Origin of the sequence: Deinococcus peraridilitoris DSM 19664 (genome assembly GCF_000317835.1) — a bacterium.
Lineage (GTDB): Bacteria > Deinococcota > Deinococci > Deinococcales > Deinococcaceae > Deinococcus_A > Deinococcus_A peraridilitoris.
This window is the reverse complement of record NC_019789.1, coordinates 1-20,895: the sequence shown is the minus strand read 5'-3', so window position 1 is coordinate 20,895 and position 20,895 is coordinate 1. Positions and strand designations below refer to the sequence as shown.

Here is a 20,895-nt window from a genome sequence, read left to right as displayed (position 1 = left end):
TTCAGTCACTCTTTCCGAGGCGGCGGGCGAGATACACGAAGAACGGCGCGCCAAGGGCGGTGATGAGGATGCCGACCGGAGTTTCGTTTGGTCGGTCGACGAGACGGGCGGCGACGTCACCCCAGACGAGCAGGGCGCTGCCGAGCAGCGCACTGAGGGGGAGCACGACGCGGTAATCTGGTCCGGCGAGGCCGCGCGCAACGTGTGGCGCAACGAGGCCGACGAAACCGATGGGGCCGACGACGCTGACGGCGCTCGCGGCGAGCAGTACCGCGAGCGCGGTGAGGACGAGGGTGTTCCGGGCGGCGTTCACGCCGAGGCTGCGTGCGACGTCTTCACCGAGGGACAGCAGGTTCACGCGGCCTGCCGCGAGGAACGCGGTGAGCAAGCCGGTCAGCACCCACGGAGCGCTGAGTTGCACGTGTTCCCAGGTGCGGTTCGCGACGGACCCGGCGAGGCTGAACAGCGCGGCTTGCGCGCGGTCCTCGAAGAGGATCTGGACCGCACGTGACGCGGCAGCGGTGAACGCGGCGACGGCCACCCCGGACAGCGCGAGACGCAGCGGAGTGAGACCGACACCGGTGGCGATGCTGAAGGTAAGGACAGCAGCGGCGGCGCCACCAGCGAAGGCGAGCGGGACGAACGCGGCGGCGCCGAGGGTGGGGAAGAACACGACCATCAGCAGGATGGCGAGGGCGGCGCCGGCTTCCACGCCGAGAATGCCGGGGTCCGCGAGGGGGTTGCGCGTCACGCCTTGCAGCAGTGCGCCGGCGACGCCGAGGGCGCCGCCGGCAAGCAGCGCGATCAGGGCGCGTGGAAGGCGCAGGGTCCAGATGATGAGGCTTTCGCTGGTGTCGTTCGGGTGTACGAGGAGTTCGGCGACGTGGCCGAAGGGGATGCTGGCGGCACCAAGGGCGATGGAGGCGATCAGGCCGAGGACAAGGACGATCAGGCTGATGGTAAAGGCGAGGGTGCGGGCCGTCCAGCGGCGTGTGGGAATCGGTTGGGCGACGCTCACGACGGGCGGCCGCGCAATTCCTGAACACCGGAGCGCTGAGGGATACGGGTGTGGGATGTCGGCGTCTTGTTCGGTCTGGGCAACTCATCCACCTTCCAGTCGTGTCGGCGTGGCATCAGGCCGGCGGGGCTGTGGTTTGGTCAGCAGGGCAGTTGCCGCAGCGTTCAAAGTCGAGGTAGTGGTAGCAGCACGAGGAGCGCACCATCACGTTTCCGTCTTCTTCCTGGCGGACGCGGGTCCGGTGAGGGACTGGCCACTCCTCCGTGAGGCGCGTCGCCCATTCGGCCGCTCGTTCAGGCTGCCCGGTTGCCTGGCCGAGGACCAGCAGGGCCTGCACGGCGCGGTCACAGGCGACGTGGACTACAAGGCGTTCGCGAAGTTGGGTGGCGGGCGTGACGGCTTGGCTCGCACGAAAAATCTGACCGGTTGCGTGGCCGAGTGGGTCACCGGATTGCACCAACGTGGTGGTGATGAGGTTCAGCTGGCCGAATGGCCGTGGTTCGTCATGCGGCCAGTCCAGTCGCACCTCGCCTTGGACGTGGAAGCCGTGGATGAAGGCCGTGGCGAGGTGGAGCATGCTCACCGGCCAGAAGAGGGCGTTGAGCAGCAGGACATCCGCGGTCGCGGGGCGGTGCTGAGGACGCAGGGCCAGCAGACGCGCCCGCCACGACGGCCAGGACGCGACGCACTCATCGAGTGTTCGTCCTGCCACCGTGGGCTGTACGTTCAGGTACAGCTGGCGCGCGTTCAGTTCAATCAGCAGCTTTGCGGTGTTCACGATCAGAACTGTTTGAGGATGCTGCTGGTCAGGTCGCGTGAGACTTTCTGGTCGACCAGGGGGCCGGTCCAGGGGCTGAAGGGCTCCATCTGGTAGGTGATGGTTCGGTCCTTGAGGCGTTGCCCGACGCTGGACTTGCTGAAGGCGTTCCCGTCGCCCCAGGGAACGTTGATGACGAGGGTGTCAGGAGTGATTTGCAGCAAGGCTTCTTGCGAGATGACCTGCCAGCCGCCCGGGTCGACCTTGGTGCCTCTGGGGTAGCCGTCCTTGAAGCCAAGCTCCCAAGCGATGTTCGCGACGCGGTCCCCGGTGTAGAGGTACACCTCACCGGATGGGAAAGGGGAGAGCACCACGGCTTTCGGGTACTTTTTGAAGATGCCGGCCTGCTGGAGTTTGTCTTTGTTCTTTTGGTGTTCGAGTGCGACGTTCTGGATGATTTGCTCGGCTTTGTCCTGCTGGCCGAACACCTTGGCGGTTTCCCGAAGGGACGTTTTCCAGAAGTCGGGTTTGTTCTGATTGAACGACAAGGTGGGGGCGATGGCGCTGAGCTTGTCGTAGCCGGTGTTGCCGTTCCAGGTGCTGCGGAGGATCAGTTCGGGTTTGAGCGCGAGGATGGTTTCGAGGTTCGGGGCGGTCCAGTTGCCGGTATAGGTGACGCCTGTGAGGTCACGGCGGGCGAGGAAACCCTGCTTGAGTGCTTCGAAGTTGATGCGTGTGCCGCTCACGTCAGTGGGGGCGAGGCGTCCGCTGCCGAGTCCGATGATGTCGAAGCCGAGGGCGAGGGCGAGTTCGAGGCTTTCCTCGTCGAGGACGATGACGCGTTTAGGTTGGACCGGGGCTTTGGTGGTGCCTTCATCGTGCTGAACCATAATGGTCTTGTTTGACTGGGCGTGGGCGAGCGTGGCTGTGAGGGTCAGGATGGCGAGCGGGACGATGGCGCGTTTGGTGTTCATGGGGCTCCTTGTAGCCAGTGGAATCAATTGCTATCACTATTCCGATTGGACTAATCGGGATTACGGTAGCGGACTACACCTGGGGAATCAAGTGAGGCCCCATCCTGGACGAAGGCCGAAGGTGCAGCCTTCACCGCCCTGCGTCGCGGCGCGTTGATTCGGGCGACCTCATCGCCGCTACGGTGCCAATCCTGCCATGGTCGCGTGTTCTCAAGCGCACTGAAACGTTCGCACCGGGCACAGACACCAAGGTCGGCCTCGCCCATCGTACGGCGTGGTGGCGAGCGAAAGAGGGGTTCGAACACGTTCCACTGCTGATCGGTCAGGAGCATGGGCCTACCTTGCCGTGCTCAGGGCTGACGAGGTTACCGGACCGCTTCTATCTGGACTCTGCCACTTTTTCTTGTCGTCCAGGTAGTACGGAACAAGCGAACGCAGCACCGATGTATGCGTGACTTGCGCTTATGGAGTACAGCAATGATTGCTACCGTGATGCTGATATGCCATCCGCTCGATTCGCATTTCTGACCCTCATGACGCTTTCCTTATTCGCCTGTGGTGCCAGCGTACCCAATACCACCACACCCGGTGAAACCAAAGCGCCAGTTGAAACCACCGATCCTTCCACGCCCCCGGAAGAAGTGAGCAATATGACAGCCCTGAGCGGGACGATCGTTGACTGGGTTGCTTACCCAGGCCGGACACGTCGGGTATTCCTCGACGTTGACATGAACCTTCAGTTGACCTTAGCAGTCGTGCAGACCAACGGTCAGTTCAATCTCCCGCTGCCCAGCGCGCAGCAACTTCAGCCTTACCTGAAAGACTTCAACGCCATGCCCGCCAATCCCGACTGCACCTATACGCTCAAGTCCAGCAATGCTACGTCACGCGTGTTTTTTACTTCGAACCTGGAAGTGTACGACGTGCAAGAGGAGTCTGTGTCAGGGAACGTCCGACTGTACGGCGAGGCATCGGGTGGGGCCCAGCAGATGGCGTTGTGGACCTATGCGACTGAAGCAACCACACTGAGTGGATCGGAGCGTTGTGTCAGGGACGGTTACACGTACAACATGACGTTTGACGCGCGAATTCCGAAGGGCTGGAGCGCCATGACTCAGGAGATTGTGGAGAGTTCGTTGACGCTGATGTCGAGCACCGTCCGGTCCGGTCGGCCAGACGGGGAAGTCTGGAAGTACTTTTAGCCTTTCCACTTCTTTGCGTCGTCTCAACGGAGTTTTCTTGACGCAGGCGGGGTGAGGCGTCAATGCGCTCACGTCCAATCGACTACGACGGACACGGGCCGAGGCAGTACACGCAGCCGATCAAAAGTGTTCACCAGATCGGCAGGCGCAACCGAGGACTCGAATACCCTTGTCAGGAGAGGCTCCGGATGCTGCCACAACCACTCGGCATAGGTCCGGTAGTCCTCACCGTCACTGGATGCGACAACCAAAAGTTCCCGGTCGTGAAAAGCGCGAGGCAACACCAAACTGCCCCAGTTTCCGTCGCTGAGCACACACGCCCGCCCGTGAGGCCGCAAGGACGACAGCAACTCCACGAACCCATCCGGACTGGCACTGCACTCAAACCCGGCGTCGAACTCCTGATTTCCAAGTTCTCCAGGGGCAACGACTACGACACCAAACTGTTCGGCAAGCTGTCGCCGCTCGGCATCTGGCTCGATCGCAGTCACGTCAGCTGCTCCACGACGGGTCAAGTTGAAGATGGTCAACAAACCGAGCAGCCCCGCACCAGCAACCAAAATTCGGTCATGCGTTTGCGGCATGATTTTCCGGATGCCTTTATGCGTCTCTTCGCCCAGAATGGCTGCGAGCGCCACGCGGTCAGGTACGTCGTCTGGTACGACAACACACCGTTCGTACGTCACCACCCCCTCGCTGACGTGACCAAGCGTCGTGACGATCCTTGTCCCTGGTGGGATGGGAACACCCTCGCTGATTTCAGTGACGCAACCAAGCGTTTGATACCCGACAGCACGAGGGGAAGCATTGGAGTCGTGGTTTTCGATCAAGCTCAACTCCGAGGCGACGCTGATTGCGCTGAGCTTCGTCGTAAAGCGGACCTGGCCGGGCTGGAGTTCAACCCTCGGCTGAACATCCCATTGCAGCTTCCGTGGCCCGTATAGCCGCAGTACTTGAGCGTGCATGGGTTCAGTCTGACTAACCGGCCGGGGCTGAACAATGACCGCAGGTCGGACAACACCAGCCTGGAATCAGCCAAATGAATACGCGTCCAACGACCCGAGCGAGTTTAGGAATGGTCATCAACGCGTTTGGTAGGTGGGAATAAGCCCGAAGATAGGGGGCACCACTGACATGCTCCCAGGAAACTGGTCCAAAGGCACTTCCGAATTACAGTTCGGGAGGTCGTATGACGAAGACGAGAACACAGCAGAAATACAGTGAGGAGAAGATCCTCGAAATCCTCAACCTCATCGAGGGCGGCAAGAGCGTGTCCGAGGTCGGGCGCACCTACGGCATCAGCACCAAGACCATCTACTTCTGGCGCAACAAGTACAGCGGCATGCAACCAGACGAGATGAAGCGTCTCAAGTACTTGGAGGATGAAAATGCCCGCCTCAAGAAGCTCGTAGCAGATATGGCGCTTGACAACGCCATGCTCAAGGACGCGCTGGGAAAGAGGCCGAAGGCCGAGCGAAGCTCGGCCAGTCGGTGGTAGCACCCGCTCAGCGGCGGAACGTGGTGCGGCACTACCAGGCCGTGTTCAAAGTCAGCGAACGGCGCGCCCTGCGCGTATTTGGATTTGGGCGATCCACACACCGTTACCAGGGGTGCAAGGACGACTGCCGCCTCGCCGACCAGCCTGGGGAGCTGGCGGCTCAGCGGCCTCGGTACGGTTACCGGCGATTGCACGTGTTGCTGCGACGTCAGGGCGAACTGGTGAACCACAAACGGGTGTACCGCGTGTATCGCGCTGAGGGGTGAGCGGTACGCAGAAAAGGTAGAAAGCGCGTGGTCGCTGAGGGCCGTGTTCCAAGCGAGAAGCCCACGGGTGCAAATCAACGATTGAGCATGGACTTCGTGACGGACAAGCTTGCCAATGGGCAGCGGTTTCGCGTGTTCAACGTAGTCGATGACTTTACGCGGGAGTGCTTGGTGTGCCACGCGGATGTGTCGATCACGGGCGAGAAAGTGGCGCAGCTTCTCAGCTCGGTGGTGGCCGAGCGGGGCAAGCCGCAGGTGATCGTCAGCGACAACGGTCCGGAGTTCATCAGCAAGGCTTTGGATCAATGGACGAGGGTCGGGCTTCGCCCGTCCCGTTGGGGCACACGAGCAGGGCGTTAAGCTGCACTTCATCGCGCCGGGAAAGCCTGTGCAGAATGCGTTCGTGGAGAGTTTCAACGGTCGGTTTCGGGATGAATGCCTCAACACCCACTGGTTCGTGAGCTTGCCTCAGGCTCGGTTCGTTATCGGGGTATGGCGCCGGGAGTACAACTCCGTGCGGCCTCACAGCTCGCTTGGCAACTTGTCACCATGGGAGTTTGCCCGCCGGACGGCGGGCTGAAGTACAGTCTGTTTTGGAAGTTCCTTCTGGACCAGCAATTGGGTGAACCTCACGAACGTGCACTCAATCGAAAATCGCTTCCGATACTCGGCCAAGGTGTCGAACAGAGACAGGTCAGAGGCGATGACCACTCGCTCCCCCGCAGGTGAAAGAGTGGCCACGACCTGCATGGGCGTTCCGTATACCGGCTCGCGTTCGACGACTCCCCGAAGCTGCCCCTGCTTGAGGTCTGTAAATGCTTCTCGCACGGGTACGTCGTCCAGTAATGTGTCATCTCGAATCCTGATACACCGTCTGATCCGGCGTTTTTTCAGGGCGGCAAACCACTGCGCTCCAACAAACTCACGGTCAGCCAGGAAGACCCGAACACGCTTTCGAGGTACGAATTGAAGCAGGCGGTCCAGTAAAGCGATGCGCGTGCTGGTTGAGCTGGCCCCACCATGTTCAAGGAGGTCCCACACCAGGGGTATCGCGTAGCCAGCGTAAAGGACAGCGATGACCAGAATGTTGTGCTCGCACTGCCCGAAACGCCAGTTTGTTCGGTCCATGATCAGGGTGACCCGCTTGGAGCCAACGAGCGACAGGATCAGCTGAGCGACCTCAGTTTGCGTCAGGGCTTCTGAGGCGAAGAAGCGAGCCACCCGCTTTTCTTTGCTTTCAGGCTGGGCGTGTCCAGGGAGGTGCTGGGCGAGCTTTCGGTGACTGACATGCTGGGCCTGGATGGTGGCGAGCAGCATGTCGGCGAAGCGTTGTCGTTGGTCGCTGCGTAGACCTGGAAGGTGTTGCGCAAGGAGCTGAGCGAGGCTCGTGTGCGGCGAGCCGGGAAGCCGTGAGTTCATCCTCCACAGCTTCCCCTGGTTCTTTTAGATTTTCCTGTGCTGCACAGCACCCAGCTCAACCTGTCCGGTACTGAGGGTCGCCACACTCGTTACCAGGTGAGGCCTTTCGTCGTCGCATGACTCGCTCACATGAACCTTGAAGCCCGTCCAGCGGGTCTGGCGCTTGATGGAGTAGCGCGCTGCCGGGTCGTACGGACTTTCGATGCGCGCTGCACCTGGAGGAAGTTCGTCGAGGCGTTTGGGACGAACACCCTTCCGCGTGTGTCGGCACTGTTGGTCCCACACTTGCTGCAACACGGCGACCAACGGTAAGGCCAGCACCTCAGCCCGCCTTGGGTGGGTGTTGAGTGCTGCGAGCAGCGCGTAGCCGTCCTCGGTCGCTTGCTGAAGGTAGGCATTGCGCTGGACTTCGGCGCGTGGCAAGCGGTAGTCCTCTACCCGGTGGGCGTATCGGTCAAGCCACTCTGGCGCCACAATTGTGCGCAACCATGCGCCATCGTACTCAGCAAGTTCGTTGAGGGCGGCGCGTACCGTCTCGCCGAGCAATTCCAGCCGGTTGAGCTGCCGCACGGCACCCAGCACGTGAGTAGAGTCTGTGCGCTGCTTGCCTCCGGCTCGCAACAGGTTGCGGGCCTGGCACAGCTCCAACAGGCGATTGAGGGCGAACTCCTCGACCTCTCCCGTGACCAATCGGGTTCGGAACTCGCTGAGCACTGAGGCGTCGAAGCCGGTGTCTGTCAGTTCGAGCCCGAGCGCATACTTCCAGTCGATGCGGCTCCGCACGGCGTTGGCAGCCTGTCGGTCAGTGAGATTTTCCAGGAACTGCAAGGCCGTGACGAACATCAAGCGCCAGGGGCTGAGTGCGGGCTGGCCACGCACCGCGTAGAGGGCGGCGAAGTCAGGGTCAGCAAAGAGCGTGCCCAGTTCGTTACGGATGAGCATGGGCGCCGTCGGCTTGGGGAAGCAGGCGTGTGCGACCTGTTGGGTAAGCTCAGGAATATCGTTGACTGGTTCGGGGTGCAGGCTCATGCCTCATCTTGCACCTCCCCAACACCTTCGAATTCGCCAGCAAAGTCCTTTCCTTGGCAAAGAAGGCCACGGCTTTTTTCAGCACGTCACGCTCCTGACACGCAATTTCGAGGTCGCGTTCGAGCTGAGCCCTGCGGAGCTCCTGCGCGGAGCGCGCTGGAACACCCCGGCCGGTGAAGCTGGGTTTCCCTGACGCTTCGCGCGCCTCACGCTGTCGCTTCCAACGGACCAGCAGGTAGTAATCGGCGATCTCGAGGTCGCGGCCACTTCGGCACAGCTCTTCCCGCTGGTGAGGACCAGCCGGACGGCCTCCTGCTTGAACTCCGCGCTATGCGTGACACTTTGTCTTGGCATCTCAGTCCCCATTCTGGACGAGACTCAACTCCCCCTCCACCAAACCCGAGCAAGACCAGGATCTGGCCGATGTTGCTTCCGTGTTGCCGAAGTGAAGCGGCTGGGCTTCAACCTGTGAGTAACGTCAATTCGGTGGGGGCGCATGCTCCCGGCACGTTCATCAACGCAGGTGAAGGCGGACAGGAATTGACCCTGCTCACCTCGGTCATCGGTGATGTCTGCCAAGGGGGTAACAGGAATGGTATATCGGAAGACTTGGGCCATTGTGTAGACGGGTCGCCGAAAATGCCCGGCCACTGCTTCTATCTAACGCGCGATCAGGCTGGGACAAACCAGTGCCATTCCACCCAAAACGCTGTTCATTGCGAAAACAACCTGCTTGATGCGCCAGCAAGTCACGCTGGGACCCTCGCGAACACTACCGAACGACCACTGCCGGGCATATCGGAAGACTTGGCCCAAATGCAATCGTGCACTCGGAGTAGACACGGAAGACTTGGGCCGAATTGCCCACTCCGCTCCGTAAAATCGGGCCGTTTCCGTCCTCGTACTTCTCTCCAGCGTCACATCGGAAGACTTGGGCCGTTTGCTCGCCCCAGGACGAAGCAGACACGGAAGACTTGGGCCGTTTGCTCGCCCCAGGACGAAGTAGACACGGAAGACTTGGGCCGAAGCTATCGGAAGACTTGGGCCGGGACTATCGGTATACTTGGGCCAAACGTATCGGAAGACTTGGGCCAAAACATGTGGTGCATCGGAAGACTTGGGCCGAGAGGGCCACGAAGTATCGGAAGACTTGGGCCAAACGTATCGGAAGACTTGGGCCAAAACATCCTTGGTCAGACGCTCCAGAGGGCGTCCCGTGATTCTGCTTGATGTTGACATCAAGTATTCAAATACAAATAAAAGAACATCCAACAAGAAGTCAACATCACCAGTACAATTCAAAGCAACGGCATGCCACGAAAACGTCCGGCCACACCCGAAAGCACTGAACTGAAACGCTACGACGAGGCGAATGTCGCTCGTCTTGGATTGATCTCGATTCAGGAGCGCGTTCCTGTTGGGCACAATACCTGGGCTATCGAGTTCGTCGTTGACGGTCGACCGGCGCGCCTGTCATGCGACGCACTCCCCCGGCACGGTGGTGTTCCGCACGGACTCGACAATGACATCAGCCTGGCGCTCATCACCCTGTACCTCGAGGCTGGCAGCCCGGATAATGGAACGTTTGACACCAGCGCGTATCAGGTGCTCAAGGTCACCGGCCTGGATACCAGCGGTTACTACTACAAAGCCCTCAAGGAATCCCTTGACCGCCTCTCTACGGCCACCTACACCGCCAGTGAGGCCTGGCGTGCGGGTGGCCGCTGGACTACCGTGCGCTTTCGCTACATCGAACGGCTGGAGTACACCAGCGACAACGATCGGCTGAACCTGTCGGGAGGAAGTGTCCTGCGCCTCACCCTGGCGCAGGAGATTGTCAAGTCCGTGCGCGCGCAGTACATCAAACCCCTCAACCTGCAGTTCCTGGCGAGTTTGGAGCGACCGCTGACCCGTGCGCTGTACCGCTTGCTCGACGCGCAGCGTTACCAGCCGGACGCTGAACACGACCCTGCTACCACGTACCACGTCAATATCATCGAATGGGCGGACGCCTGCAAGATCGTTGACAAGAAACCCGCGAAGATCCGCCGTACGCTGGAAGGCGCGCATGCGGAACTGATCGAGCGAGGTTACCTTCGCCGCGTCGACTATGACGGGCGAGGCGAAAAGCAATCCGTGCGGTACGAATTTACCCGCCAGACCACCTTGAAGGTCGCTGACCCAGAGTTGGTCGGCAAGCTCGTCCGCCACGGCGTTGCGCCCGGAGTGGCACGGAAACTCGTCGATGAATATGGTCAGGCACGCATCACCGAGCGAATCACAAAATTCGATGCGATTGTGGCGTCAGGGTATCAGGCGCGGAGCAAAGCGGCATTACTGGTTGACATCATCCGAGACGACCAGGAAAAGTATGCCGATCCACAGGGTTTTGTCAGTCAGGACCGACGGGCCGAGCTCGAAGTGCAACGTGCCGAGCAGACCCGGGGTCTCGAAGCGAAGATCGCTGAGGAAGACCAGCAACGAGAGCGGGCCTGGCGGCAACTTCCACTGGAGGACCAGGCGGAAGAAGCACTCAAGACCGTCTCCGCGTTGTTTGGCAGGCGGCTTTCGACCTCCACTCTGGCGGCCCTGCGCAGCGCCATCGTGAACGGGGAGCTGGACGCTGCTGATCTGGTGAAACGTACGACCCAGGCGGCGATGAACATGCAGCTGCAGGATCTTTCGCAGGAACTCAGCGTGTACGCGCAGCGCTTTGGATGACCGGTGTTGCCGTTTTTCGGCAGTGCCGACAGGGTGATGGCACAAGGCATGGGTCGGAAATGGTGATGGGTCACTGGAGCCGACGTGAACGGGCGCTGGTATTCAGCGCTGCCGTGCTGAAATGGGGCACACTTGGCGTCCGCGAGGATGTTCTGGCCCTCGCGGACGTCCCCCTCTGGTTCCGGTCTGCAGTCGTGAAACCGCCCCGGACCTGCGTCAGGTGGCGGTATCCTGCCGGGCTCGTGCGGCCGCGAACTGCACCTGATTCCCCCAGGCGCCGCGCGCGGAGGTACAAACCAATCTTTGGCCTTCACCGGCGTGGGGTGTCCTCACTCTGTTCGTGTGGCAGTCGCGGAGAAGGCTGGAGGTGAGCCGCACTACGTGACGGCTGCGGACAGCCGGGGTCGAACTTGCGACGGAACGCCCAGCGGTTACGTTCAGTTGGACGTGTGTCACAGGCGACTTTCAGGAAGCACGGCTCGACGGCCGACAGAAGAAACACGGATGTCGCGGGTTGTCCATGTTTCTTCTGCATCTGAGTGACCTTCAGGATTTGCTGTTGCACGCTGTGATCGCGTCGGCGCGTACCTTGGCGCGCTCGAGGTCGGACATCGAAGCGCAGTTCGTATTCAGCACTGTTTCAAGAACGCCACCACACGTCGCATAACGAGTGAGGCGGCGCCTGCATCGTACGAGGGCAAGCTGCTGTCCGTGAACAAGTGCTGATTTCCCGGATACAGGAACAGTTCCGCCTGAGCGGTCGACTCGACGAGCGATTTGGCCGCCTCGTGGTCTTCCTCGAAAAAGGGGTCGGCTTCCATCGCGTGCACTTGGGCTGGGAGGTCTCTTGGCCACGCCTCTCCGAATTCCGAGATTGGCAAACAGGCATGGAACAGCAGCGCTCCCCGCGCACCTGGGCGCATCTGAGCCAGTTTCTGTGCGGGCATGACCCCGAGCGAGAATCCAGCGTAGATCAGCTCAGGAGGCAGATTGTCCGCTGCGCGCACGCCGTTTGCAACGATACAGTCAAACCCGAGTTCCTTCGCGAAGGCAATGCCGGCTTCGAGGGTGTCGAAAGTTCGGCCATGGTAGAGGTCGGGCGTATGGACCACGTGTCCGGCCTGCCGGAGTTCATCGGCGAATGCGAGAAAACCGGAGGTTTGACCTTGGGCGTGATGGAACAAAAGGATATCAGCCATACGCCTGTAGCGTAACGCGAATTGCCGTCATTCTATGACGCATTGACGGAGCGACGGATGGCTGCCCTGAAGTGCGGCCGGCGGTGCGCGCCTTCCCTGACTCAGCGTTGTGAAGGGGAGGCAGGGTGCGCCACGGGACGTTCGGGCTCCGCTCCTGCATGTTCGGGTATGGAGTGCCGCGCCTGATCCAGGGTCATGTGGCCCGAATGGCACACTTGTTTCCAGCAGGGCCTCCGGCAAACACCGTGAGGTTCATCAGCGGAGCTCGGCATCACCGTCAGTCTAGCGAGCGGGGACCCCAGGGGCCGCCCTTCGCATACGCCGAGCACGGGTCAGCTTTGCTGACCAAACCATCACCCTGACGCGAAGGCAGGCGTACGCGAAGCTTTCGGGTGCCGTGCGGAAAGTGCAAGGGAGCGGCATCAAGGGAATCTGACTGCCCTTGATGCCGCAGTGGTGATCGGAAACCTGTTACCGGCAGGTGTTGTAGACCCAGGCGGTGTTCTGAACCGCGCCTTGCCGGATCACCTGCGCGAGCATCGAACCTGCCGGAATACGCTCCGGGCTGCTGCTGGTCAACACGCCGAAGTCGCAGTTGCTGGTGTCCAGCTGCACTTTGGTGACGCTGCGCTGTGCACTCGCCACGCCGAAGTACTGCGCGGACATCTGCCCGACCGCAAACGCAAGGGCGAGAAGCGCACCGAGTTTCCAGCGTTGCAGCTGCTTTTTGAGTTGTTCAGTCTCCATGCGGCCGATTCTAGAAAGCAAGTGGAGTCCAGACCCATGACTCACCTTGCGCGGACCTTGACGAATCAGTTCTGGAGCACACGGGTGATTTGCCGGGCGGACCGTCCGGCGAGTATGAGAACCCAGGAAGACGAGGGGCAGCGATTTGCTTCTCGTCGTCAACACGGTGTTTCAGCGTCGGTTCATCATCTTGGAGCCGATCATCGCCGCAAGACTGACCAATCCTGCGCGCGCCATGGGATTCTCCAGCAACTGACCCAACCCGCCCGAAGCGCCTTGTTGTGGCTGGCCGAAGCCACCCATCGGGCTTTGCTGCTGGCCGAAACCGCCTTGTTGAGCGCCCGCGCCACCCATCATGCCGCCGAACATACCGAAGAGCTCCCCGAGCCCCTGCCCTGGACGGTTGCCCTGCTGGCCCGTCAGGGACTGACCGGAACGCTGAAAAGCTTGAATCATGTCGTCGTCATCGTCGTCACGGACGTTCTGTACTGGAGTGCCGTTGTGCTGGATCATGGCTTGCGCGAGCGCCTGACGCTGGCGGGGATCGAGTTGTGCAATGTATTGCTGAAGGACCTGTTGTTGCGTTTCCGGCGGCGCCTGCTGCATGAACTGACCGACGTACTCGGCAGCCTCATGCGGGTCCACGTCGTTGTGGTTGTTTTGCGCGCGCGCGAAGCGCTCGTTGCGGCCTGAGTTTCCGAAGAGTTCTTCAAACATCGTCAAGCTCCTTTCGTCTTCCCATGCTCAACATACGCAACGCACAGGAGAAGACCCTGGCAGCAGAGTTCAGGTTTCATCACAAAGGCACGCAAGCGTGACAGCGCTTGTGGGCGTTGATGACTCACCCTGCTCGGGACCCGAGGATTTGAGGCAAGATCCTCAAGAGCGGGTGCGGCACCACGGAACGTTTCCCCGCGTGCAGCCCACCTCGGTGCCCGTCGCCCTGTTCCGCGTGCCAGACACCCTGCGCCCTCAGTTTGGTGCCTGTCCTGTCCATACGTTTGATTCTGGTGTTTCGTGTCTGATCAAGGCCATCGCGTGCAGCCGCGCGTCGTGCCGAGCGGGAAGATGGGAACGCCAGTGCGTTCCGCGCGTATATGGAAGTGAGATGAGTCAGGTTGTCCGTGCGACTCCCAGGCTTTCCCTTGATATTCCTCGTCGGTACGGATGGCAGGGCTGACGGCAATCCTACGTGCACAAGAAGCAGGAGGCACCGACCGTGAATTCGATTCATACCTCTGAAGAAATCAAGGATGGACTTTCTGAACCAGTAGTAATTGCGGTCGCACGTCCAGTGAGCACCGTGTTTTCATGGCTGGTCTGGCTGGTCCCTGTTTTGTTGCTGCTGGTGGCGCTCCTTCCGAAGGCAGACCTGCCGGTCGCAGGAAAGGTGACCCTCAGCCTGCTGCATCTGGTTGAGGCAGCCGTCATCACCGCCGTCCTGTGGTTGGCTCCACGGCGTTTGAAGTACACCCTCACGCGGGACGCCCTGATGATTCAGTGTTTGTCGGGGGTGCAACGCATTCCCCTGCGTGGTCTGAAGGCTCGGCTGACCGCGGGCCAGCTTGGCACACGGACGTTCGGGATGGGGTTGCCGGGCTACCTGAGCGGACATTTTCGCTTGCGAGGTGACGCGCTCGGCGTCACGGGCGTTCAGGCGGTAACGAGCAACCCGAATCAGGGGGTGTTGCTGTTCGGGCACGGAAAAGCGCCATTCTTCGTATCTCCCGCGAATGCGCCTTCCTTCCTGCATGCCCTGGCGGAACGAGGAGTTCAGGTCGAGTCAAACCTGTGACGATATGGCCGTCATTCATGCCACCCCGGCGTTTTGCTGACATGGCACGACGGTTCGGCAGCACTGTGATGCCGGCGGTGTTCGACCAGAGGCCGGAACACTGCGGGCCGCTCGCCGGGCGGCAGGCTGAGGTAGCCTGAATCGAGGGATCCGACCTGGACCAGAGCCTGGGCGAGGCCCGCGGAACTGAAACGCAGGGATGCGTCCCAGACGCGACTGGTTTCTGGAGACCCCAAAATAGTCGGCTGAAGTTGACATGGAACACCAGGGCTGACCCCGGGGTCAGCCCTGGTGTTGTGGCCTCCGTTTATCACGGCGAACGCATGGCGAATTGACCGAAGTCTAACTCCTTCCTTTTCAGCACCATTGCCTGGCCGTCGATGTGCGTCACACCATTCGCTTCGGCGAACATGGCGTCGGTATCCTCCGCTTCCATCCATTGTGCGTAGACTGACGTGCACTCGTGAGGCGGCAAGAGATCGCACGATGACATCATGTGGTTGAATTTCAAAACAATGCTCTTGCGGTTGTACGTGAGGATCGCGTCCCCATCTGCGGTGCAGGCGGTCTTGTCACCGCCGGAGCAGCTGAAGGCATCCCCGGTGATGACCGTACTGCTATCCCCCATGACGGCCACACCTGTCCAGGTCACGTACCCGTCGTAATCGTCACCGTCACTCACTTCACGGACCTGGTACCACCAGTCACCACGGAAAGAATTGGTGTCAATGCCATCAATCGGGGTGGGTGTGACCGTCTTGGCTGCACCGGCGCCTTCGTTTCCCGCTTCGTCAATCGCGACGGCACTAAACGCCACCGTTCCAGCATCCGCCGCCGTAACCGTGGCGTTCACTTCGAAGGGGGCGTCCTCGTCAATCGCGATGAGCATCTCGCCTTTGTAGAACTTCACCATGGTGACTTTGCGGTCATCTTGGGCGTCCGCTTTGAGATTCACCGTCCCGGGCGCGCTCACTTGCGCCGGACCTGCCGTGAGGGTCACGGTGGGTTTCACGGTGTCCGGTGGGAGCGGGATGTTCACGGTGATGGTGATCGCTTCGCTGGTCTTGACGTTCCCGACCTTGTCGTACGCGCGTGCTTCAAACTGGTGTACGCCGTTCTGGCGTGAGCTTGCGAAATCGATGTGGTGATCGTACGGCGCCTGAGTCTCCTGATGTACGTACTTGCTGTTCTGGTAGAATTCCGCCCGGTCGATGCCGCTGGCGTCTATGGCCCTGGCGGTGAGCAGCACTTCGCGGGCAGCGGTGACGGTCGATACGGGCGCGCTGAGGCTCACCGTCGGTGGAACCGACTTGGTGCGAGCGGAAATGTTCACGTTGAAGCTGACACTGACGCTGGTACCGACATTACCTGCCGCGTCGTACGCTTTGGCGCTCAGGGAGCGGGCACCGTTCTTTGCGCCACACTGGCGGTGGAAGAAAATCTCGACTTCTGCGGATTCTTCATCCCAGTCGACAACACAGTGCTGAACATCGTGAAGGGCGGCTCGGCTGTGCCGGTGTAATTCAAGCTCGGGGGCGACAAGGGCCCGAAGGTCTTTGCAGCGAACTACCCGAAGGTGCTGCCGATTGCCTGCTCGAGTGCGACAACCAGCAGTGCAGTCGAGGAGACCGTGTCAGCCTCCAGCAGCAGCCTGACCTTTGACCCACCGTCCGGTCAGTACACCTACACCTGGAAGACCAGCAAGGTCAGCCAGAACACCTGCCTGAAACTGGCGATGAAGTTCCGTGACGGCTCCGACCAGGCTACACTTTTCGAGTTGCACCGCTGATCAGCACGTCGAGGCCCGAGATCTCACCCGCAGCTCAGCAACGGGAGCTCTGGCCTCAGGACAAAACCTTTCAAAGACCTCCCCGCCTTCGATTTCAATGTGCAAGAAGCACGTCGTCTGCCGGGTATCCTGGGGTACATCTCCACGAACAGCGATGGCTGGCGGGTGAACGGCCACGGACGGGTGCTGAAGTTCGACTTGATCACCAACTCCAGGGGCGCCGCACGAGAAGCCACATGCGCATCTCCGCTGAAGGCGCCTTGCAAGCTGGCGAGCAGGTCGACACCCAGGCGCTGGATTTCAATGCGGTGTCACCCCTGTGCGGGGCCCTGAAGCCCAGGGGTGCTGAGATTACCCGTGTACTTCAGGGATCGGCGACCGCCTGCTTCCTGTACGATCAACACATTTAGAGGTGGTACAGCTCGTCGATCTCGCGCATCAATTGCTCCAGGCGCTGCCGTTTTTGTGGATCGAGGGCCTCGAAACGGCGGCGGTTTCCCAGAGTCTTGCTCATCTTTTCCACCCGGGCAAACGCATCTACTTTTTGAAAAGTAGAACTCTTGAGCCGGGTCAGCTCGGTTCGCAGCCTGGCTTGGCTGGCGCCCCCAAGAGCCATCTCCAGCAGGGCCGCGCGGTGTTCCTGCGGGGCGGCGGCGACAATTCCCGCCAGGCTGTAGCCAAGCTGGTGCTCGCGAATGGCGTTCAGCACCGGTTCTGGCCACCCCAGGATGCGCAGGCGGTTTTTCGTGAAACTGAGCCAACTGCCACCAAGCTCCCGGAACAGCTCCTCGAGTTCCTGAACCTGCCCAGGGTTGCTTTCCGGCTTGTACTGTAAAGCGTTGAGCACGCCGGGCACCTGCGCACGGGTGAGCCCCAGCCGGTGCCCGATGATGGTCACCGTGGCATCGACCTCGTCGATCACCGAGAGATCTTCGCGCTGCAGATTCTCCACGGCTGCCGCCACGGCCACCTGCTCGTCGCTCAGTTCGCGCACCTCGACGGGTACCGTCTGGAGACCAGCCAGTGTGGCAGCCCGCCAGCGGCGCTCTCCGGCGACGATTTCTGGTCCGCGGGGCGTTTCGCGGACCAGCAGGGGTTGAAGCACTCCTTGCGCCTTGATGCTCGCCGCCAGCGATTCGAGCGCTGCAGCGTCCATGTGCCGCCGAGGCTGATGGGGGCTGGGGCGCAGGTCGTCGACCCGCATCTGCCGCGTTGCGCCCCGGGCGGGTTTGGCCGCTTCGAGCTGATCGCGGGTCACCACGGTGCTCAAGGCGGCTGACACCGGAGCACGTCGGGTCCGGCGGGCAGGTGCCCCGTCCTTTTCCAGGCCGGCGTTCTTGTCCTTAGTCGGCGGACGTTTGCGGGGAATCCCTCCCGGTTTACTGGCCATGCACGACCCCCAGGTCCAATGCAGCCAGCAGTTCGGTCGTCGCGCGTTTGACCTCCAGGTCGGCCGGACTGCCCGGCTGGTAGGCGCCCACCGGCAGGCTCTGGGCGTGCGCGTCCGGATAGATCGCCGGACGGTAACTGATTGGGCTGCCCAGCGGGGAAAGGTTGCCTTGCATCCAGGCCAACGCTTCGCGGTGGTGCAGCGTATGAGGATTGTGCTGCGTTGGCAGGTACCACGCCACGTGCAGGCCGGGATTGAGTTTGCGGTACGTCTCAATCATTTTCAAGACGCCCGCGATGCCGCCGACGCCTTTGTGGGTCGTCGGTACCGGCACGACCAGACCGTCGGCCGCCACGGCCGCCGCGAGCGACAGCTGACCGAGCGATGGGGGAGAGTCGATCAGCACCAGGTCGTACTGGTCGTGCAGCCGGCGGACCTGCTGACGAAGGTGCGCGAAACCCCCGACCACGCCGGGCAGCTGGGCCTCGGCGGACGCCAGCCACAGGTTGCTGGCAATCAGCCGTAAACCGTGGACCGCGTACGGTTCGGGCAGGGGTTCATCGCGCAGCAGGGTTCCCAGCACGGTGCGCTCGTCCGGCACCTGCGGCACTCCCAACCAGCTTGACAGGTTGGCCTGCGGATCGACGTCGATCAGCAACACACGCAGTTGATGATCGCGGGCCAGGGTGTAACCGATATCGCGCGTCGACGAGGTTTTCGAAACACCTCCCGCGTGATTGAAGAAAACTAGGGTCCTCACTGCTCCTCCTGGAGTTGAGGCCGGTGGGCGGTTCTCAGCGCTTCTCGTCTCAACATGGATTCATCCTACCGAACATGCCCTCGATGCGGCGCAGAGCGACAGGCACAAGAGATAACGTCTCGATGGAAGGCCCGGTAATTCGCCTGGGCCTACAAGGTCAACCGTGAAGCCGGGAGGGAGAGGGAAGTCCTGAGCGCACAGCAAAGCGAGCAGCGTGGACGGCACCATCCGCACCTGAAGCTGCTGCCCGGTCGCCTCACCCGATTTTGAGTGGTATGCCTGGATCTCGAACCGGGGGCAACGTCACTCACCACAGCCGACCGCGCGCTGGTGTTCACCCTGGAAAGTCTCAGTGTCGTCCATCGTGACCGGCGGGCGAGGCATGGCGACCACGACCGGTGCATGGACCACCCGGATCGTGGAGAAAGTAACTTCTCTTTTGGGACCAGGGCCACGCGGTCAGTTCCGAATTCGGCTGAGGCGGCAATTCTCAGCGCACACCCGAACCCTGCGGCGGCAGGACAGCCGTACATTGCACCGATACCAACATGCACCGAGGGCGAAAAGTTCTTCAGAGATCAATACGCCGTCAATGCTGCTGCCTCCTCCGGCACGCTAGACTGCAAGCCATGCCGGACGCACCCGACGAAGCTCGCCGCGACTCCCGATCTGCCACCGAACGCGCTGCCTTCAGTGCAGCGCGCGAGCACGTCGGTGCGGCCGGCTTCGCCCAGCGAGACACACTGGAACAGCTCATCAGCGCCGGACGTGAGCAGATCGAATTCACCCACTCCCTTCGCCAGGTGATGAAGTCCACCTTGGAACAACTGCACGCCCTCCCTCCGGCGGACCTTCACCATGCTGCCGGAACGCAAGTCACCGCCCTGGAGAACATCGTGCAGGCCTCGCGGGCGCAGCTGGAGACCGCTCACCGCTTACGTGAAGCGATCCAGCGCACCATGGCCGAGATTTGCGGAACACCGGTCGAGGACATCAGCGCGCACCTGCTGCGCAACCTGAGCCAGGTGGTGCAGCGACAGGCGGCGGATCTGGACGGGCTGATCAAGCTCGCGCTTCATGAAGCCAGCACTGTTCAGCAGATCGACACCCTCAGCCGGATGAGCGCGGAAGCACAGACGCAACTGCTGCGAACGGACCGGGAGCAGGTCGAAGGGGAGATCCTGGAGCTCACCCGACTCGGTCAAGACGCCCTGGAGCGTATTCGGGCCCTGGAGGCCAGCGGCATCACGTATGCCGCGCAGAGGGAACAGCTGGAATGCGAGGACGCAGCGGCCCGGGCCCACATTGCCGGGCTGGAAGCGAACGCGGCACGGGACGCGCACACGATCACCCGGATGGAAGGGCAACTGGAAGCGTCCCGGGCACACACCGCCGAGCTGGAGGCGGCTGCCCGCAAGACCCAGGAGAAGATCGCGCGCCTCCGTGAGCAGCTCGAAGCGCAGCATAATCACGACCATGAACTGATTCAGCGTGCCGAGGAGATTCACCGCCCCGACGGATCGGATCAGTAAGGCCCATGGGAACCGCATTCCCCGCTCTACAGGAACGAGGCCGTATTCGGCGTTGCGTGCGTTGATGAATTCCAGCGGTGTCGGCTGACGCTGCTTTTGCTGGTGAGGTGGCAAGTGCGTGCACTCCCCCAAGCGCCGCCTCCACCAGAACACTGTGCTCTGCCTGACGCGACAGCACCTCTCCTGATCCTCGATGATGCCGGTTCGTGAACACTGAGCCCACCTCTCATGGTGTGAGTTCGGCGTTTTCCGCGACGCGTTCCTCGCATGGGCCGCTGCCCTCGAGGTTCCCGTATAAACCATCACCAGGTGCACTCAGCGCGCTTTGGACTGATAGGTGCGCGTCACGACGACGCCGTACAGCAGGTGTCCGAGGAGGAACATCACCACGCTCCCTCGCCCGTACCCTCTGGCAAAAGTTCTCAGCCGTGGTGTCTGTCCGTCTCGCACGGTCGAATTCAGAGCGTCCAAGCCTGGCAGGGCCAAGCCGGCGACCAGCCAGTGCACCAGGCCCAGCTGCGCGCCCACAGTGTTCGTACGGGACCGGGAGCGTTCCAGTACCGCCGCGTACGGCAAGGCAATCAGCGTGGAGAGCAACACGTGCGCACCAATACCCGCTGCCCGACTGCCCACGCCATCGGTTCGGCCCGTGACGATGCTGCCTTCATAGCGGGACATGCTCAGCGCACTGACCTTCGACTGGTGCGCCACGAATGCGAGCGCTTCCATGGCTGCGGCTCCCAACACGCCGGCCAACGCGGCTCTTCCAGTCTTGATCATGCTGCCCTCCGGCGTCTCG

At 61.5% G+C, this 20,895-nt stretch carries 17 protein-coding genes and 2 pseudogenes; 6 read left to right on the top strand and 13 right to left on the bottom strand.

Translation table 11 applies throughout. The annotated features are described in order from the left end of the window. Position 1: 1 nt before the first annotated feature. From DEIPE_RS18785 to DEIPE_RS18775, 3 genes are all read right to left on the bottom strand, one after another. The gene (locus DEIPE_RS18785; RefSeq protein ID WP_015231171.1) at positions 2 to 1,018 is read right to left on the bottom strand and encodes a FecCD family ABC transporter permease; all 1,017 of its coding nucleotides are present in this window, start codon (positions 1,016 to 1,018) and stop codon (positions 2 to 4) included. A gap of 115 nt (positions 1,019 to 1,133) precedes the next feature. Beyond that, entirely contained in the window at positions 1,134 to 1,796 is a 663-nt protein-coding gene (locus DEIPE_RS18780) for a (2Fe-2S)-binding protein (protein WP_015231170.1), read from the bottom strand. A 2-nt stretch (positions 1,797 to 1,798) separates the two neighbouring features. Next, positions 1,799 to 2,749: an ABC transporter substrate-binding protein gene (locus DEIPE_RS18775; protein WP_015231169.1), complete on the bottom strand. Its 951-nt coding sequence runs from the start codon at positions 2,747 to 2,749 to the stop codon at positions 1,799 to 1,801. Positions 2,750 to 3,213: 464 nt separating this feature from the next. On the opposite strand from DEIPE_RS18775, the gene DEIPE_RS18770 reads away from it, so the two are divergent. Next, positions 3,214 to 3,951, top strand: coding sequence for a hypothetical protein (locus DEIPE_RS18770; RefSeq protein WP_157449080.1), 738 nt, complete (start codon positions 3,214 to 3,216; stop codon positions 3,949 to 3,951). Between the two features lie 68 nt (positions 3,952 to 4,019). On the opposite strand, the gene DEIPE_RS18765 is transcribed toward DEIPE_RS18770, so the two are convergent. After that, positions 4,020 to 4,916, bottom strand: coding sequence for a zinc-dependent alcohol dehydrogenase (locus DEIPE_RS18765; RefSeq protein WP_015231167.1), 897 nt, complete (start codon positions 4,914 to 4,916; stop codon positions 4,020 to 4,022). 224 nt (positions 4,917 to 5,140) lie between these two features. Here DEIPE_RS18765 and DEIPE_RS23280 point away from each other — a divergent pair. Then, positions 5,141 to 6,295, top strand: a pseudogene (locus tag DEIPE_RS23280) (IS3 family transposase). On the opposite strand, the gene DEIPE_RS18750 reads toward DEIPE_RS23280, so the two are convergent. Both DEIPE_RS18750 and DEIPE_RS18745 read right to left on the bottom strand, forming a co-directional pair. Then, entirely contained in the window at positions 6,238 to 7,032 is a 795-nt protein-coding gene (locus DEIPE_RS18750; protein WP_015231165.1) for a helicase, type I site-specific restriction-modification system restriction subunit, read from the bottom strand. The pseudogene DEIPE_RS23280 and the gene DEIPE_RS18750 overlap by 58 nt on opposite strands. Positions 7,033 to 7,158: 126 nt before the next feature. After that, complete coding sequence (locus DEIPE_RS18745; RefSeq protein WP_015231164.1) at positions 7,159 to 8,163, bottom strand: transposase; 1,005 nt, start codon at positions 8,161 to 8,163, stop codon at positions 7,159 to 7,161. Positions 8,164 to 9,474: 1,311 nt separating this feature from the next. Here DEIPE_RS18745 and DEIPE_RS18735 point away from each other — a divergent pair. Then, positions 9,475 to 10,884, top strand: a complete 1,410-nt coding sequence (locus DEIPE_RS18735; RefSeq protein ID WP_015231162.1) for a replication initiator protein A — start codon at positions 9,475 to 9,477, stop codon at positions 10,882 to 10,884. Positions 10,885 to 11,513: 629 nt separating this feature from the next. Here DEIPE_RS18735 and DEIPE_RS18730 read toward each other — a convergent pair. The 3 genes from DEIPE_RS18730 to DEIPE_RS18720 form a co-directional block, all read right to left on the bottom strand. Continuing rightward, positions 11,514 to 12,083 carry a dienelactone hydrolase family protein gene (locus tag DEIPE_RS18730; RefSeq protein ID WP_015231161.1) on the bottom strand — a complete coding sequence of 190 codons (570 nt, stop codon included), beginning with the start codon at positions 12,081 to 12,083 and terminating at the stop codon, positions 11,514 to 11,516. 471 nt (positions 12,084 to 12,554) lie between these two features. Next, positions 12,555 to 12,830, bottom strand: a complete 276-nt coding sequence (locus DEIPE_RS18725) for a hypothetical protein (RefSeq protein ID WP_015231160.1) — start codon at positions 12,828 to 12,830, stop codon at positions 12,555 to 12,557. Between the two features lie 171 nt (positions 12,831 to 13,001). Beyond that, positions 13,002 to 13,547: a hypothetical protein gene (locus DEIPE_RS18720; protein ID WP_015231159.1), complete on the bottom strand. Its 546-nt coding sequence runs from the start codon at positions 13,545 to 13,547 to the stop codon at positions 13,002 to 13,004. A gap of 577 nt (positions 13,548 to 14,124) precedes the next feature. On the opposite strand from DEIPE_RS18720, the gene DEIPE_RS18715 reads away from it, so the two are divergent. Further along, positions 14,125 to 14,625, top strand: coding sequence for a PH domain-containing protein (locus tag DEIPE_RS18715; protein WP_157449079.1), 501 nt, complete (start codon positions 14,125 to 14,127; stop codon positions 14,623 to 14,625). Positions 14,626 to 14,935: 310 nt separating this feature from the next. Here DEIPE_RS18715 and DEIPE_RS22555 read toward each other — a convergent pair whose 3' ends face one another. Beyond that, the gene (locus DEIPE_RS22555; protein ID WP_015231157.1) at positions 14,936 to 15,958 is read right to left on the bottom strand and encodes an Ig-like domain-containing protein; all 1,023 of its coding nucleotides are present in this window, start codon (positions 15,956 to 15,958) and stop codon (positions 14,936 to 14,938) included. A 201-nt stretch (positions 15,959 to 16,159) separates the two neighbouring features. On the opposite strand from DEIPE_RS22555, the pseudogene DEIPE_RS24735 reads away from it, so the two are divergent. Continuing rightward, positions 16,160 to 16,414 (top strand): annotated as a pseudogene (locus tag DEIPE_RS24735) (PxKF domain-containing protein); the annotation flags it as partial. Positions 16,415 to 16,820: 406 nt separating this feature from the next. On the opposite strand, the gene DEIPE_RS18705 reads toward DEIPE_RS24735, so the two are convergent. Both DEIPE_RS18705 and DEIPE_RS18700 read right to left on the bottom strand, forming a co-directional pair. After that, a complete protein-coding gene (locus DEIPE_RS18705; RefSeq protein WP_015231155.1) occupies positions 16,821 to 17,804 on the bottom strand; it encodes a ParB/RepB/Spo0J family partition protein in 984 nt (327 codons plus the stop codon). Then, positions 17,794 to 18,564, bottom strand: a complete 771-nt coding sequence (locus DEIPE_RS18700) for a ParA family protein (protein ID WP_015231154.1) — start codon at positions 18,562 to 18,564, stop codon at positions 17,794 to 17,796. Before DEIPE_RS18700 ends, DEIPE_RS18705 begins: the two co-directional genes overlap by 11 nt. A 629-nt stretch (positions 18,565 to 19,193) precedes the next feature. On the opposite strand from DEIPE_RS18700, the gene DEIPE_RS18695 reads away from it, so the two are divergent. After that, entirely contained in the window at positions 19,194 to 20,096 is a 903-nt protein-coding gene (locus tag DEIPE_RS18695) for a coiled-coil domain-containing protein (RefSeq protein WP_015231153.1), read from the top strand. 315 nt (positions 20,097 to 20,411) lie between these two features. Here the strand turns inward: DEIPE_RS18695 and DEIPE_RS18690 are convergent, their stop codons facing one another. Then, entirely contained in the window at positions 20,412 to 20,876 is a 465-nt protein-coding gene (locus tag DEIPE_RS18690) for a hypothetical protein (RefSeq protein ID WP_015231152.1), read from the bottom strand. Positions 20,877 to 20,895: the final 19 nt, after the last annotated feature.